This is a genomic window from Paenarthrobacter sp. GQ52, assembly GCF_059759005.1.
The window spans coordinates 217510-232685 of record NZ_JCAXEJ010000001.1 but is presented as its reverse complement, the minus strand read 5'-3'; the positions used below and the strand labels follow the sequence as shown (position 1 = coordinate 232685).

Annotated in this window: 17 protein-coding genes; 8 read left to right on the top strand and 9 right to left on the bottom strand. The window is 62.5% G+C overall.

Going from position 1 to position 15176, the window contains the following annotated elements; translation table 11 throughout:
* Positions 1 to 238: 238 nt before the first annotated feature.
* From AC6CH8_RS01065 to AC6CH8_RS01035, 7 genes are all read right to left on the bottom strand, one after another.
* On the bottom strand, positions 239 to 937 hold the full coding sequence (locus AC6CH8_RS01065; RefSeq protein WP_498188327.1) for a GntR family transcriptional regulator: 699 nt from the start codon (positions 935 to 937) through the stop codon (positions 239 to 241).
* A gap of 70 nt (positions 938 to 1007) precedes the next feature.
* Positions 1008 to 2078 carry an alkene reductase gene (locus AC6CH8_RS01060; protein ID WP_476116356.1) on the bottom strand — a complete coding sequence of 357 codons (1071 nt, stop codon included), beginning with the start codon at positions 2076 to 2078 and terminating at the stop codon, positions 1008 to 1010.
* A 91-nt stretch (positions 2079 to 2169) separates the two neighbouring features.
* Complete coding sequence (locus tag AC6CH8_RS01055; protein WP_498188325.1) at positions 2170 to 2832, bottom strand: hypothetical protein; 663 nt, start codon at positions 2830 to 2832, stop codon at positions 2170 to 2172.
* Positions 2833 to 2886: 54 nt separating this feature from the next.
* Positions 2887 to 3510 carry an SIS domain-containing protein gene (locus AC6CH8_RS01050; protein WP_498188324.1) on the bottom strand — a complete coding sequence of 208 codons (624 nt, stop codon included), beginning with the start codon at positions 3508 to 3510 and terminating at the stop codon, positions 2887 to 2889.
* 27 nt (positions 3511 to 3537) lie between these two features.
* Positions 3538 to 4068 carry a hypothetical protein gene (locus AC6CH8_RS01045; RefSeq protein WP_498188322.1) on the bottom strand — a complete coding sequence of 177 codons (531 nt, stop codon included), beginning with the start codon at positions 4066 to 4068 and terminating at the stop codon, positions 3538 to 3540.
* A 110-nt stretch (positions 4069 to 4178) separates the two neighbouring features.
* The gene (locus AC6CH8_RS01040; protein ID WP_498188655.1) at positions 4179 to 4601 is read right to left on the bottom strand and encodes a hypothetical protein; all 423 of its coding nucleotides are present in this window, start codon (positions 4599 to 4601) and stop codon (positions 4179 to 4181) included.
* Positions 4602 to 4692: 91 nt separating this feature from the next.
* Complete coding sequence (locus AC6CH8_RS01035) at positions 4693 to 4896, bottom strand: hypothetical protein (protein ID WP_498188321.1); 204 nt, start codon at positions 4894 to 4896, stop codon at positions 4693 to 4695.
* A 127-nt stretch (positions 4897 to 5023) separates the two neighbouring features.
* Here AC6CH8_RS01035 and AC6CH8_RS01030 point away from each other — a divergent pair, with 127 nt between their 5' ends.
* Positions 5024 to 6199, top strand: coding sequence for a zinc-dependent alcohol dehydrogenase (locus AC6CH8_RS01030; RefSeq protein WP_498188319.1), 1176 nt, complete (start codon positions 5024 to 5026; stop codon positions 6197 to 6199).
* A gap of 26 nt (positions 6200 to 6225) precedes the next feature.
* On the opposite strand, the gene AC6CH8_RS01025 is transcribed toward AC6CH8_RS01030, so the two are convergent.
* The gene (locus AC6CH8_RS01025) at positions 6226 to 7206 is read right to left on the bottom strand and encodes an SDR family oxidoreductase (protein WP_498188317.1); all 981 of its coding nucleotides are present in this window, start codon (positions 7204 to 7206) and stop codon (positions 6226 to 6228) included.
* Positions 7207 to 7316: 110 nt separating this feature from the next.
* On the opposite strand from AC6CH8_RS01025, the gene AC6CH8_RS01020 reads away from it, so the two are divergent.
* Positions 7317 to 7502 (top strand): CsbD family protein, encoded by a 186-nt coding sequence (locus AC6CH8_RS01020; protein WP_026005342.1) that lies wholly within the window; start codon positions 7317 to 7319, stop codon positions 7500 to 7502.
* A gap of 151 nt (positions 7503 to 7653) precedes the next feature.
* Here AC6CH8_RS01020 and AC6CH8_RS01015 read toward each other — a convergent pair whose 3' ends face one another.
* The gene (locus AC6CH8_RS01015; RefSeq protein WP_498188315.1) at positions 7654 to 9381 is read right to left on the bottom strand and encodes a purine-cytosine permease family protein; all 1728 of its coding nucleotides are present in this window, start codon (positions 9379 to 9381) and stop codon (positions 7654 to 7656) included.
* A 194-nt stretch (positions 9382 to 9575) separates the two neighbouring features.
* On the opposite strand from AC6CH8_RS01015, the gene bioB reads away from it, so the two are divergent.
* From bioB to AC6CH8_RS00985, 6 genes are all read left to right on the top strand, one after another.
* Positions 9576 to 10610, top strand: coding sequence for a biotin synthase BioB (gene bioB, locus AC6CH8_RS01010; protein ID WP_498188313.1), 1035 nt, complete (start codon positions 9576 to 9578; stop codon positions 10608 to 10610).
* A gap of 113 nt (positions 10611 to 10723) precedes the next feature.
* On the top strand, positions 10724 to 10831 hold the full coding sequence (gene bsaP / locus AC6CH8_RS01005; RefSeq protein ID WP_476116495.1) for a biotin synthase auxiliary protein BsaP: 108 nt from the start codon (positions 10724 to 10726) through the stop codon (positions 10829 to 10831).
* Entirely contained in the window at positions 10828 to 12153 is a 1326-nt protein-coding gene (locus tag AC6CH8_RS01000) for an adenosylmethionine--8-amino-7-oxononanoate transaminase (RefSeq protein ID WP_498188311.1), read from the top strand. Before bsaP ends, AC6CH8_RS01000 begins: the two co-directional genes overlap by 4 nt.
* An 8-nt stretch (positions 12154 to 12161) precedes the next feature.
* On the top strand, positions 12162 to 13319 hold the full coding sequence (locus AC6CH8_RS00995) for an 8-amino-7-oxononanoate synthase (RefSeq protein WP_498188654.1): 1158 nt from the start codon (positions 12162 to 12164) through the stop codon (positions 13317 to 13319).
* Complete coding sequence (gene bioD / locus AC6CH8_RS00990; protein WP_091465834.1) at positions 13316 to 13999, top strand: dethiobiotin synthase; 684 nt, start codon at positions 13316 to 13318, stop codon at positions 13997 to 13999. The genes AC6CH8_RS00995 and bioD overlap by 4 nt, the downstream gene beginning before the upstream one ends.
* A complete protein-coding gene (locus tag AC6CH8_RS00985) occupies positions 13996 to 15174 on the top strand; it encodes a cytochrome P450 (RefSeq protein WP_498188310.1) in 1179 nt (392 codons plus the stop codon). Before bioD ends, AC6CH8_RS00985 begins: the two co-directional genes overlap by 4 nt.
* Positions 15175 to 15176: the final 2 nt, after the last annotated feature.

The following is a 15176-nucleotide window of genomic DNA, read 5'->3' as shown; positions in this document are numbered from 1 at the left end:
CGAGTGGAGCTGTCAACCCTTTTGCGAAACTTCCTAGATCCTATATGTCATACATATGGGTGTGAAGAGGGTCACGAATTGGCTCACGGGGAGTGCTTCGGGGGGCGCACCCCTACCCGCCGATCGCACCCGTAACCTCCGGTGCATTCGGCGCGAAAGGGGGCGACACCAAGCACGAACGGGCGCGCCCGGCGGAAATGGGCGCGAACGTGGTACCCCTCAAGCGAGGGCGCCGGAATTAGTCCTCCGGAGCGTCCGCCATCGCCCGGCCGCGTACTTTTTCGACGTGATCCACCATCATGGCCGCGGCCTTCTCCGGGTCGCCGCTGGTCATGGCATCGAGCACTGCCTGGTGCTCGGCAATTGCTTGTTCGGCGTCGGTGATGCCCACTCCCCCAAACAGCCGGAAGCGCTGGATCTGGCCGCCCAAGGTGTTGTACGCCGCGAGCAGGAATTGATTGTTGGCCTGCGCGGCGATGAGCTGATGGAAGCGTTCATCTGCTTCGAGGTAACTGCGATACTCAGCGAAGGTACCGCCTCGCGGAGCAGTCTTGAGGTCCTCCACCGCTTGCTTCAATGCGTCGAGGCCGTCGGGCGTCATACGCGAACAGGCCAACCGTGCGTTCACCGGCTCAATGGACAACCGCGCTTCCATGAGTTCAGCGAAGTCCTCTCGCGTGAAGACCGGAGCCACCCGATAGCCCTTCAGAGCAACACGCCGCACCATACCTGTGTGCTCCAAACGGGCCAACGCCTCCCGTACAGGAGTCGGCGAAACGTCGAGTTCCCTCGCCATTCCGTCAATGCTGACTGCTGCTCCTGGCTCCAGCCGACCATCCATGAGCCACTCCAGGAGGGCCTCGTAAACATGGTCGGCCAGCACTTGCCGGCTGACAGGAAAGCCAGCGCGGACAACGGTCGAGGAAGGATCAGCCATGCCACAAATCCTATAGGAACGCACGACGTCGGCACTCAGGCGAGTGCCGACGTCGGAGTTTTGTACAGCTTTAGTTCGCGTAGAACGGGTAGTCGGTGTAACCCTCGGCGCCGTCGGCGTAGAAGGTGGAAGCATCCGGCTCGTTGAGCGGCAGGCTTTCACGCCAGCGGCGGGCGAGGTCCGGGTTGGCGATGGCAGGGCGACCAACCACCACGGCGTCGGCGAGGCCGTCTTCGATGATCGCGAATGCTTCATCGCGGGTAGTGATTTCGCTGAAGCCGGTGTTCACCAGGAATGTGCCGTTGAAACGCTCGCGGAGGTCCTGCACCAAGTCACTCTTGGGATCGTGGTGAAGGATGCTCAGGTAGGCCAGGTTCAGCGGAGCGATGGTTTCCACCAACACCTCGTAGGTCGCGCGGACGTCGGCGGGATCAATTTCGGCAATGCCTTGGACGTTGTGCTCCGGGGAGATGCGGATTCCTACGCGGTTGGCGCCGAGGGCCTCGACTACTGCGTTGACGGTCTCGATAACGAAGCGGGCACGGTTTTCCGGCGAGCCGCCGTAGCTGTCGGTACGGACGTTGGAATTCGGGGCCAGGAATTCGTGAAGGAGGTAACCGTTGGCGGAGTGGAGCTCTACGCCGTCGAAACCTGCCTCAATCGCGTTCTTGGAGGCGGTGACGATCTCCTGGATGACTCCCGGGAGTTCGTCGGTGCGGAGTTCACGCGGTACCGGGTAAGGCTGCTTGCCGTTGGGGGTGCGGACCTCGCCATCAATCGCGACAGCGCTGGGGCCAACGATCTCGTGTCCCCCGGTGATGTCTGCGTGTGAAACCCGCCCACCGTGCATGATCTGCGCGAAGATGCGGCCGCCCTCAGCGTGAACAGCGTCGGTGGCCTTCTTCCAGCCAGCAATTTGCTCCTCTGTTACAAGTCCCGGCTGTCCCGGGTACGACTGGCCCGCAGGCGTCGGGTACGTTCCTTCGCTGACGATCAGGCCGAGGGAGGCCCGCTGGCGGTAATGTTCGGCGATCAATGAACCTGGCACGCCGTTCTGTCCTGCGCGGAGCCGGGTCAAAGGGGCCATCACCAGTCGGTTGGAAAGTTCAAGTTCGCCGAGGGCCAGTGGGGAAAACAGCATGCGCAGTTCCTTTCAGAATGAAACAGGTTCATTCTGCCCAACTGCATGGCGTCTGCAACTATTCCTGATGAGCCGGACATCACACTGGATGCTACTCGCGGGCCTCCTCCAGCGCCCGCTTCTGCAGCAGTTGTTCTATGTTCTCAAGGAACGAATCGCTGTATTCCTGCATAGCCGCTTGATTGGGAGCCAGGTAGTCGGGCATCTCAACGCTGGCTTCGACTGTCAACCTACAACCCACAGAGGTCGGATCGAGTCGGTACACCACCTTCTCGAGGGCATCACCGCGAGGGAAAAGCGGTTGGGTCACGGCAAGCCGCTCCGGCACTTCCTCGAGGACTTCAATGATTGAGATACTGCCATTCCAGCCAAAAAAGCACTGCCGTTCGTGTGGTCCATCCGGGATGGCTGGAACAGTAAAAGCGTGCGCGACATCGCTGTCCAACGCCGGAGCGGACTCTGCAGGCCGGATGGCAGACCAGACGGCAGCGGGGGAATACCGGTACTCCGCGGAACTCGTTGTTGTGGTGGTCCTGAAGTCGGGTGCTACGGCCGCATCTGCCCGTTGTGCTTGGGTCCTGCGGTCAGCGACCACCTCATGGATGAAGGTCAGCAGCAACCCACTCACCACGATGGCCAAGACCGGGACGCCAAGGGGATCGCGGTTTTGGAGCAGTGACGCCCCAAGCAGGCTTAACGCGACTAGCCCGGAGAGCGCCAGAAAACCGAAGTAGGCGATAACAGTATTCTTCACGAACAACACAGTGACACACGGCTCGAGGGGAACCTGTGTTGGCCACGCATGCATCTACTCCGGGTTGACGGCCTTCAGGGCATCTTCGAAGCACTCGCACAGGGCCAAGACCGCCACAAGGTGAGCTTCTTCCGCATGAGGTGGATCCGTGTCGATGCATATTGCCTCGTTGACCGACTGAGCGAGATCCTTGGACTCCTTGCCAGTCAGCGCCCACACACGCGCACCCAACGACTTAGCGGCGGCGGCAGCTTCCCGGAGTTCCTCGGTGATGCCCTTCGCGGCGAGCAGGACCACGATGTCACCCTGGCGAACCTGTTTGGTTACCTGGTCGCCCATGCTTCCGGAAGAGCCATTGGAACCGGCCGCGCCCTTGGTGATGGAGATGGCTTTGAACCCAGACCCGCTCACAGGATCGTGGGCGTTCAATTCTGAAGTGAACCTCTGCGCTTCGTGCGAGGATCCGTCGCTTCCTGCGGCGAAAACACTCCCACCGCGCAACCTGACACGGGCCAGTTCTTCGCCCCACTCTGCAAGCCTCGAAGATTCGCGGCGCAGGGCTGCGACAGCCGGCCCGATTTCACCCAAGTGCCCCAATACCACGTCAACTGCATGCCTGTGGGCATTCGTCTCAGTGGCCCGCATCGCCTGACCTGTTCGCCTCACCACGATACTCACTTCCCTGCCTCCGCTTCTCCGTTGAAACTATAGGTTCCTGTCACCATCGCGTGTTGAGCCCTCACGCCCGCTGCGGTCCCGGGTGAGGCGCTCTCCCTCGACAACATGGGAGCGATCGCGGTCCGCGTCCTGCGAGCGGTCTACTTCGCGTGAGCGATCTGCGTCCGCCGGACGATCGCGGTCCATGTCCCCACCCCTGCTCCTGTCGGCAGCATTTGACTCGTCCGGATTCGCATTCGGGTCAAGTTTGTCGGCATGGCGAAGGTGTTCCTCGACGCGTCCGTGGGCTTCGTTGGCCTTCTCGGCGTGGCGTTCCGCGTCCTTACGGAGTCGATTCGCCTCGACTTCTGCCTGCAGCGCGGCCGCCTCCGCTTGTGCTGATTCAGCTTTCGCCTGGTGTGCACCGATGGCTTCTTCAGCCGCCTTCTCACGCAGCTCCTCGGCACGGTGGCGGTTGACCTCGGCCTTTTTGCGGCGCCCAACAACAACAGCCACAATCACAGCGGCTATGACGATGACGGCCAGCACGATAATAAGTACCAGTTGTCCTGTATCCATGTGGATTACCTCCCTGGTGAGCGGCTTCTGTGGGCGCCGCCCGTGGCCCACGCTGTGGTTGGTACCTCAGGTGTACCCCAATAGGGCCACCTCGAAACGATTCCGGACTCTCAGGCGGGCAGCTCCATCCTGAAGCCACACCGGCATTGGATAACGCGGGTCTTCAGGTAGACATCCAGCAGGCCATCATCCACGTCGTCGGTTGTTATGGGGGCGTACACGCTGCGAGCAGAGGATTTAGCGAAAGACATGGGCTCGCCACAGTGAAAATATGACCCACCGAACTGGAGCAAGCCGGACACGGCACCGTTCCGGTTAAGGACGGCGGCGACGTCCCGGAAGGCCGCGTTGTGAGCATAGGATGCCTCGCAGCCCAAGCAGGTGTAGGAAACCCAGACCATCAATTCGCCTGCATGCGGTTCGATGGATTCGATAGTCTCCAAGCTCAGGCGATCACTCGTCCGGCACTTGGTGCAGCTAAGCGCTTTCGCAGGCAGGTGCGATACGCCCCCGGTAACCAGCGGGTTCTTCATAGTGGACAATGCGATCACTCCTCGGTCAGCTCTGCCCGAAAACTCTCTCCCTCCACCATATTAACACTAATAATCAGGATGCTTACTAGTTTCAGCTTCCGGTGGCTTCCGGGTGCTCCCTGGCGCGCTTCTCTTCCGACGTCTCAGCACTTTCGTCCGGGATGAAGGTTGGGTCCAGTTCAGTGGTGAAGTCGCCCGCGCCCGCGGCATCGTTGTCATTCTCGACGGCGGCAGGCACCTCGGGTTCCGAGGCTCTGGAGGGCGCCTGTTCAGATTCGCTCGGTTCTTCGCTCATAGCCTCAATCTAAGCCTGCCCCTTGGCGGTGTCGAGGCTGGCAGCCTTGTGCACCTCTACCATCTCTGCTTCGCTGGGAGGGTCTCCAGCAGCGAGGGACCCAGCCGAAACGCAGGGAGAATCAATCGTGAAAGCAGTGACATGGCAAGGCCGGCGCTCCGTCAGCGTCGAAGACGTACCCGATCCCTCCATCCAGGAACCCACAGACGCGATAGTCCGGATCACGTCCACGGCCATTTGCGGCTCAGACCTTCACCTTTACGAGGTGCTGGGCCCGTACATGCACAAGGGCGATGTGATCGGGCACGAGCCCATGGGAATCGTGGAAGAAGTAGGCTCCGAAGTCCACAGGCTCAAAAAGGGCGACCGCGTGGTGGTGCCGTTCAACATCTCCTGCGGTCATTGCTACATGTGCAACCAAGGCCTTCAATCGCAATGCGAAACCACGCAAGTGACAGCCAAAGGATCAGGGGCGGCACTCTTCGGCTATTCGGAACTGTATGGCTCCGTCCCCGGTGGGCAAGCACAATACCTGCGCGTTCCCTTCGCGGATTACGGACCCGTCAAAGTCGACTCGGACGCACCGGACGAGCGCTACTTGTTTCTCTCAGACATCCTGCCCACAGCGTGGCAGGCAGTGGAGTATGCGAATGTGCCGGCCGGTGGCACGCTTGCCGTGCTCGGGCTAGGCCCGGTGGGCCAGTTCGCTGCAAGGATCGGCATCCACAAGGGCTTCCGGGTGATTGGGGTGGACCCGGTCCCCGAACGCCGTGCGATGGCCGAGACACATGGCGTAGAAACCATGGACTACAGTTCAGACGTCGCCTCCCATATCCGTGAGCAGACACTCGGCCGCGGACCCGACTCCGTGGTGGACGCTGTCGGCATGGAAGCTCACGGATCCCCCGTGGCGTCATTCCTTCACCGGGCCGTCTCTCTGTTGCCGGACAAACCTGCACAGGTGGCCATGGAAACCATGAGCGTTGACCGGCTTGCGGCGCTCCACACAGCCGTGGACCTGGTCCGACGCGGCGGGACGGTCTCCCTTAGCGGTGTCTACGGCGGCCAAGCCGATCCCATGCCGCTCATGACCATGTTCGACAAGCAGATCCAGCTCCGCATGGGCCAGTGCAATGTGCGCAGCTGGACCGACGATCTGCTCCCCTTGGTGGAGGACGAGGCCGATCCGCTGGGGGTCATGCATCTGGTCACCCACACGGGAGGGCTGGATGACGCCCCCGCGCTCTACGAGAAGTTCCAGAAGAAGCAGGACGGCTGCATCAAAGTAGTGCTCAAGCCCTGATCATGACCTGCCTCTCAACCCGCAGCCTAGGCCAGGTGCTTTCCGCCTGTCACACCGATGACTGATCCGGAAATGTAGCTGGATTCTTCCGTTGCCAAAAGAACGTAGGTGGCGGCCAGTTCGGCAGGCTGTCCCGCCCTACCTAGCGGGGTGTCCTGGCCGAACCTTTGGATCGTTTCCGCCGGCTGGGTGGGAGGTTGCAAGGGTGTCCACACGGGACCCGGAGCCACAGCGTTGACCCGGATCCCCTTGGATCCGAGCGACTCTGCCAGAGAGAAGGTCATGCTGTTGATCGCTGCCTTGGTGGCTGCGTAGTCAATCAGCGACGGACTTGGGTGGTAGCCCTGAATCGAAGAAGTGTTGATGATTGCTGCGCCAGGCTTCATGTGCGGCAAGGCGGCTTTGGTGAGCCAAAATAGTGCATAGACGTTGGTCTTGAAGGTCCGATCAAACTGTTCGCTATTGAGGTCCTCGATGCCCTCACTCGTGGTCATCTGGAAGCCAGCGTTGTTCACCAGGACGTTGAGCCCATCGAATTCAGCCACCGTCTGCGCAATGACTTCCTGGCAAAATTCTTCGTCTTGCAGATCGCCGGGCAAGGCCAAGGCCCTGCCGCCCGCATCCTCGATGAACTGGACGGTCTGCTCGGCGTCCTGTTCTTCTTCAGGCAGGTACGTGAAGGCGACATCCGCACCTTCGCGGGCGTAGGCAATGGCCACCGCCCTGCCGATTCCGCTGTCACCACCGGTGATCAACGTCCGCATGCCCATCATGCGGTGATGCCCTACGTAGCTTTGCTCGCCGTGATCCGGCCGCGGGTCCATGGCTTCGGTCCACCCCGGATAGTCCTGGGTCTGCGGCTCGAATTCTTCCGACGGATACTTCGTCCTTGGATCCGTTTCCCCGGAGTCGTCCGGGGTGCTGATGACGTGGTTCACCAATGCCATGGCGATGTCCTCGTCAAGGTCGGTCTGCTCCGTGTTTTCGTCGCGGGTCTCCTCAGCCATGCTCCCAGTGTAAGCATCCTTATGATCCTTGAGACGCGCGTTCAGGAAGTACCCAGAATCGCTCGTTAGCGTAGCAATCGTCAGTGTTGGATTACATCGAAGGAGGGCCCATGGGACTCGGAGACAAGATCAGCAACAAGGCACAGGAAGTCACCGGCAAGGCGAAGGAAGCCTTGGGCGACGCCACCAACAACGAGAAACTGCAGGCCGAAGGTGTCGCTGACCAAGCGGCTGCCAAGACCAAGCAGGCGGGCGAGAACGTGAAGGACACCGCGAAGGACGCCTTCGACAAGTAAGCCCGCAGCAAGAATCACACACAGAACGAGCGCAACGCCCCGGCCACCCAAAGGAGCCGGGGCGTTCTGCGTGCACCCAGCTAGGTCGCAGTTAATGCCGTTCTCAGCTCTCATAACGGCATTAACTGCGACCTACTTGGGTCTGGCGGGGCTACTTTTGCGCCGGCAGCACCAGCTCGCCCGACTTATCCGTGGACAAGGCGAGGGACGAGATGTACTGGGGTTCGCCGTCGGGCCCGTCCTGGGCTGAGCGGAGCATGTCCGGGCGTTCGAACTCAAGCCCGGTGACATGGCAAAGCAGCTTGGCGTCGCTGGGGTTTCCGTCGGCATCGAACATCGGGAGGTCGATTCCGTCGTCGGTCCTGCGAAGGTAGTAGCGGCCCTTGGTCAGCAAAGCCAGCACCGGCGGCAGCACCAAGGCCAGGCCAACCGCGAAGATGGGCGAGAACGGCTGGACAGCTGCACCGAACGCCCCAAAGAACACTGCGATGGACACCGCCGCGGAGACAAGCATGGACACGAAACCCACGGGATTCACTGCGTAGAGCATCCCGCGGCGGAACTCAGGAACCTTGGGCGAGATCTTCAGCAGGTACTTGTTGATGGCGATATCGGAGGCCACCGTGACAACCCATGCCATGGCGCAGTTGGCGTAGAAACCCAGGATCGTGTTGAGGAACTCGAACATGTTCGACTCCATCAGGATCAGCGCGATGACCAGGTTGACCACTACGAATACCATGCGGCCCGGGTAGGTCTTGGTGATGCGCGTGAAGGAGTTGGTCCACGCCAACGAGCCGGAGTAGGCGTTGGTGACGTTGATCTTGATCTGCGAAATGACCACCAGCACCACGGCCAGGGTCATGGCGAGCCACGCCGGCATCATTTCTTCGTAGACACCAAGGAACTGGTGGACAGGCTCATTCGCGGAAGCGGCTGCCGCGGGGTCAAGCTTGGCGATGAGGTAGATCGCGATGAACAATCCAATGATCTGCTTGATGGCGCCGAAGATGACCCAACCTGGTCCGGCGAGGATCACCGCCCGCCACCAGGCGCCCCTGTTTTCGGCCGTCTTGGGCGGCATGAAGCGAAGGTAGTCGATTTGCTCAGCGATTTGCGCCATCAGGGACAGGCAGACACCAGCGGCCAGCATCACCGAAGCCAGGTTGGGGCCGCCCTCGCCGGAAGCGCCGGTGAACGCGAAGAAGGCATCAATGCTTTCGGGGTGGGACAGGAGCAGGTAGCCCACCGGAACCACCATGAGCAGCAGCCACAGGGGCGTAGTCCACACCTGCAAGGTAGCCAAGGTCTTCATGCCGTAAATCACGAGCGGAATGATGATGATGGTGGACACCGCGTAGCCGATCCACTGCGGGATGCCCAGACCCAACTGCAGGCCTTGGGCCATGATGGAGCCTTCGAGGGCGAAGAAGATGAATGTGAAGGTGGCGAAGATGATGTTGGTGACCACCGAGCCGTAATAGCCAAAGCCTGAGCCGCGGGTGATCAGGTCCAGATCGATGTTGTACCGTGCGGCATAGTAGGCCAGCGGGAAACCCGTAGCGAAGATGATGACCGCAGCCACGATGATGCCGAAGATCGCGTTCACGGTTCCGTAGGCAATGCCGATATTCGCGCCGATCGAGAAGTCGGCCAAGTACGCGATGCCACCCAGCGCACTCGTTGCCACAACCCCGGCACTCCACTTCCGGTAGGAACGCGGGGCGAACCGGAGCGTGTAGTCCTCCAGGCTCTCCTTCGCGGCACTCATCGCGTCGGCGTTGCCTGCCGTCGGGACACCTGAAGTACCGGTTCCGACGGCGGTTCCTGCCGCCGTCATCGGCTCCAGTGTTGCGGTACTCGTCTTATCGTCGCTCATGCGTGGTCGCTTTCGTCGGGGACTTTGCCTCGCCCCCGACGCTAGTCACGCAGCGCGTCAATTCAGTCACGTCCATGTTTCACAGCTGTAACTTCTGCATCAGCCGCCCCGCGCACCCACCACCAAAATCAAGCACCAGGGTTTGTACGCACTCCACAAAATCGCCATCAACCAGCGCGGATACCGTCAAGGACATGACCACCCAAGCAACAGAAGAAGCCCATGAAGCCGGCACCTACGCCATCCTGGATACCGCCCGCGAGCAGGTCCTCGAACGCGGCGAAGGCCTGAACGAGTCTCAACTCAAAGAAATCCTCGAGCTGCCGGACGAGGCTATCCCCGCGGCCCTGCAACTCGCCCATGAGGTTCGCCTCAAGCACTGCGGCGAGGACGTGGAAGTGGAAGGGATCATCTCCATCAAGACCGGCGGCTGCCCCGAGGACTGCCATTTCTGCAGCCAATCCGGCTTGTTCGACTCCCCCGTCCGCGGTGTGTGGCTGGATATCCCGGAGTTGGTCAAGGCCGCGAAGGAAACCGCGGCAACGGGTGCCACCGAGTTCTGCATCGTCGCCGCAGTCCGTGGCCCCGACATCAAGCTCATGAACCAGATCAAGTTCGCGATCGACCGCATCAGGGAGGAAGTGGACATCAACATCGCTTGCTCCCTGGGCATGCTGACGCAACGACAAGTGGACCAGTTGGCCGAGTGGGGTGTCCACCGCTACAACCACAACCTTGAAACGGCCCGCAGCTTCTTCCCTGAAGTCGTGACCACTCACAGCTACGAGGAACGCCTGGAAACCTGCGCCATGGTGAAGGCTGCCGGGATGGAACTGTGCTGCGGTGCGCTGATCGGCATGGGCGAATCAGTGGCGCAGCGGGCTGAACTCGCAGCCCAACTCGCTGCCCTCGAACCCCACGAAGTCCCCCTCAATTTCCTCAACCCGCGCCCCGGCACACCGCTGGAGAACCAAGGCGTCATGGACGGCAAAGACGCCCTCCGTGCCATCGCCGCATTCCGGCTCGCCATGCCGCGCACGGTACTGCGCTATGCCGGCGGGCGTGAACTGACCCTCGGCGACCTCGGCACCCGCGAGGGCCTGCTCGGTGGCATCAACGCCGTCATAGTGGGCAACTACCTCACTACTCTGGGCCGGCCGGCAAACGCCGACCTCAACCTCCTGGTGGAGCTCAACATGCCCATCAAGGAATTCCAGAAGTCGCTGTGACCACCGCAGTCTCCCAGCAGTTTTGCGGGCACTGCGGCGGTGGCGGTGACGGCAACGGCGGCGGTGACTGCCCGACGTCGGACGCCCACCGCAGCTGCCGGGAGCGCCTGGCGATGGAGCCGCCGCGCTTTTGCCCGCAGTGCCGCCGCCGCATGAAAGTGCAGGTCACGCCTTTGGGGTGGACCGCTGACTGTTCCCGGCACGGAAGATTGGCGTCATGAGCTCGCTGATCGGGCGGGACCGGGCTACGTTGTGGCACCCGTACGCGCCGGCCTCGGCCACGTTGCCGCTGTGGGAAGTGGAAGCAGCCGACGGCGTGGCGCTGCGGCTGCGCGACGAGCAGGGGCGGACGCATGAGGTGCTGGATGCGATGTCGTCGTGGTGGTCGGTGATCCACGGCTACCGGAACCCGGTCATGGACGCCGCCATCCGACGCCAACTCAGCAGCTTCAGCCACGTGATGTTCGGCGGGCTGACGCATCAACCTGCTGTTGAGCTCGCGGAAAGCCTCCTGGCCATGGCACCGGCTGAACCGGGCCGCCGTTTGGAGCGCGTGTTCCTGGCAGATTCCGGTTCCATCTCCGTGGAGGTCGCCCTCAAGATGGCTGTGCAATTCCAAACGGCGGGCGGCCGGCCCAAACGGCAGCGATTCCTGACCATCCGGGGCGGTTACCACGGGGACACGTTCGCGGCCATGGGCGTCTGCGATCCTGTGGACGGCATGCATTCGTCCTTCCCCGGGCTGCTGGCGCGCAACGTGTTTGCACCGCGCCCGCCTGCCGCTGCAACAGTCACCACAGCAGCCATCGCAGAATGGCGGGCAGAAGTGGAAGAGCTGGCCAGGCAGCATTCCAACGAACTCGCGGCAATCATTGTGGAGCCGATGCTGCAAGGTGCTGGCGGTATGTTCATGTACCCGGCCGAGTGCGTGCGGATCCTGCGCGATATCGCGGACCACCACGGTTTGTTGCTGATCCTGGACGAGATCGCCACGGGCTTCGGGCGAACCGGTGAGCTCTTCGCCGCGCAGCACTCCGGCGTTGTCCCCGACATTCTGTGTGTTGGTAAGGCGCTCACCGGCGGCTACCTCACCCTCGCTGCGACGCTATGTACGGGCGAGGTCGCCCGCACGGTTTCCTCCGGCGAGGCCGGGGCACTCCTGCACGGGCCCACCTTCATGGCCAACCCTTTGGCGTGCGCCGCGGCCAACGCAAGCCTCGGCATCCTTGCAACGGGGGCCTGGCGTGCGGACGTAGCACGCGTTGGTGCCGGTCTCACAACGGGGCTGGCTCCTGCGTTGAAGCTCGACGCCGTTGCTGACGTCCGCACCTTCGGTGCCGTGGGGGTCATTGAGTTGAGCGACGCCGTGGACGTCGCCGCGGTGACACATGCCGCCGTCGAACACGGCGTGTGGGTCCGCCCTTTCAGAAACCTCGTCTACGCAATGCCGCCGTACATCAGTTCCGACACCGACGTGGGCGTGATGGCCTCTGCGATGGTGGCTGCAGTGGAAGAAACCTCCAAACAAAGGGTGGCTGCGTGAGTATCACCATGACCCAGTGGCTGGAGGAGCAGGCCCGGGTCCGCGAGCGCCGGGGCCTGGTGAGGAGTCCGTTGGTGCGCGTGGCGAACGACCGGATGGTTGATCTTGCCAGCAACGACTATCTCGGCTTGGCCACGGATGCCAGGCTCGCCGAAGCTGCACGGGAAGCCATCGCGAAGTGGGGCACGGGCGCCACCTCATCCCGGTTGGTGGCGGGTACAACCGAGCTGCACGTGGAGTTGGAGCACGAACTCGCACAACTGACGGGAATGGACGCAGCGTTGGTCTTTTCCTCCGGCTACCTGGCGAACCTTGGAGTCACCACGGCCCTCGGCGGTCCGGGAACGTTGATCGTGGCCGACGAGCAATGCCACGCCTCGCTGATCGACGGCTTCAGGTTGAGCCGCTCCGAGGTGCGGAATTTCAGGCACAACAGTGTGCAGGACGCGGCGGACAAGCTGGCCAACCGCACGCAGCCACGGGCGCTCATCGCCGTGGAGTCCATTTATAGCGTGGGCGGAGATGCGGCACCGTTATCGGAACTCCTGGCGTTGGCGGAAGGACATGACGCCATGCTGCTGGTTGACGAAGCCCATAGCCTGGGTGTCTCGGGCTCGGGATCCAACACAGGGTGGGGGGCCATCGCTGGAACCAGGTTGGCCGGCCATCCCAACGTCATCGTCACCGCCACTCTTTCCAAGGCACTCGGCAGCCAAGGCGGGGCTGTCCTTGGCTCACTGTTGCTCAGGGAGCACCTGGTCAACCGGGCCAGGAGCTTCGTCTTCGACACCGCGTTGGCTCCCCCTGCGGCAGCTGCCGCGCTCGCTGCCATTGGCGTCATCAAGGCCGAGCCGTGGCGTCCCGCGGCTGTCCATCACAATGCAGCCGCACTGGCTACCGGACTGCAAGCTGCGCAGGGAAGGCCCGGTACCGCCGTCGAACATTCCCTCGGGGCAGTCCAGTCCATTCCCATGGCGTCCGCCGAGGCTGCCCTTGCAGCAGCCCGAGCAGCACATGAGGCGGGTGTCCGTGTGGGTTGCTTCCGTCCACCGTCCGTCCCGGATGGGGTGTCGCGCCTTCGTCTCACGGCGCGCGCCACGCTCACATCGGCGGACATCGAGCAAGCCTGCGCAACGTTGCGCAGCATCCTGGAGAGAACATCATGAAACTGCCTCCTGTCATTCTGGTCACCGGTACCGATACCGGCGTCGGCAAGACCATCACGTCGGCTGCCATCACCGCCGCACTTCATGCACGCGGCCGGACGGTTGCCGTTTACAAGCCGTGCCAGAGCGGAAATGCGCTGGGTGATTCAGACTGTGCCGAGGTAGCACGGTTGGCTGATCCTGTGACGTCGGAAGCCGGTGTGGTTCTCGAAGAACCTATGGCACCCGTACCTGCCGCGGCACTGGACGAGGTCACTTTGCCGTCGCTCGCCGCCCATGCCAATCGGATTCGTGAGCTGACCGCCCGCCACGACCACGTGCTGGTGGAAGGCGCCGGCGGGTTGCTGGTGGAGTTGGACCACGACGGCGGCACGCTGGCTGATCTCGGCACGCACCTTGGAGGCATGGCTGGATTTGCCGTGGTGGTCAGGCCGGCGTTGGGCACGTTGAACCATACGGCGCTGACCCTGGAGGCGTTGGATTCCCGGACCCTGCCGGTGGTGGGGGTGGTCCTCGGGAGCTGGCCGGCAAGGCCAGGTGCGGTGGAGCTCAGCAACCGGGCGACTCTGCGGAGTTGGCCCGTTCCGTTCCTGGGTGCGGTTCCTGACGGTGCCTCCGGACTTGATCCGACCGTTTTCCGCTCTCATGCAGGCGAATGGCTTGAGGGGTTGCCGGTATGAGCGCGGCGATGTCTGCCGAAGCGGGACTTCCCGGAACCGGCCGCTGTCCTTACCGGGTATTGCGGAACCCCGACACCGTGAGGGAAGTGCTGCATAGACCCCAGGACTTCAGTCCGGCAAATGCCCTGCTGGCGGTAACTCCCTTGAGCGGACAGGCGCTACGCATATTGCAGAAGGCCCGGTTTGCGCTGCCGCCGATCCTTGCGAGCAACGATACCGAGACCCATGCCGGGATTCGAAAAGTGGTGGCGGGATTCTTCACCCCGGCAAGAGTGGCGGCCATGGAGCCACGTATTCGGGGCTTGGCCCGGGAATCGGCAGCCCGGGCCGCGAAGCGTCTGGCCTCTGGGGGAAGCGTGGACCTGGTGCAGGCCGTCGCCGCAAATCCCCCGGCTGTCATCATGCTGGAGATGTTGGGGCTGCCCGTGCGTGACCTCCCCGCGTTGAAGACCTGGAGCCTGGACTCCCTGGAGCTGTTCTGGGGTTGGCCGGATGCTGACCGGCAACTCGAATTAGCACACAGCGCCGCGGATTTCTACCGCTGGTTGAGGGAACTGGTTGTGGAGTTTGTGGCGTCGGCGGAACCCAACCTCTTCAACGCGCTGGCCCGCCACGGTCTGAGCACACCGGAAATCTGCTCCCTGGGCTACTTCCTCCTGATCGCGGGGCAAGAGACCACTACCCAACTCATCAGCACCACGCTGTTCCGGCTGGCCGAGGGATCCCGGGGCATCTCGTGGAGTGAGGCAGCAACGGCCCTGAAGGCACGCGACCTGGTCCGGCACGTCCTCGCAACCGAGTCATCGGTTCCCACATGGCGGCGTGTGGCAAACCAGGACACCTTCTTGGACGGACGAGCCGTCGCGGCCGGTGAAGAGATCCTGCTGGAATTGACGGGCAACCACGGATTTCCTTGGGCCGAAAATGCAGACACCGAGGCGGCAGACGTTGACCATTCCAGGACCGACCGCCCGGGACCGACACCCTACGGCTTGGCGTTCGGCTCCGGGATCCACCGCTGCCTCGGCGCCAAACTCGCAGAGCTGGAGGCCGCCGTCGTCGTTCATGAAACAGCAGCGGCCATCAAGGGGGTCCGGCTGCAGAATTCAAGCCCGGACTGGATACGGTTGCTGTCCTTCCAAGCCCCCCGAACAGTGGTGGTAGAGCCTGGGTAGGC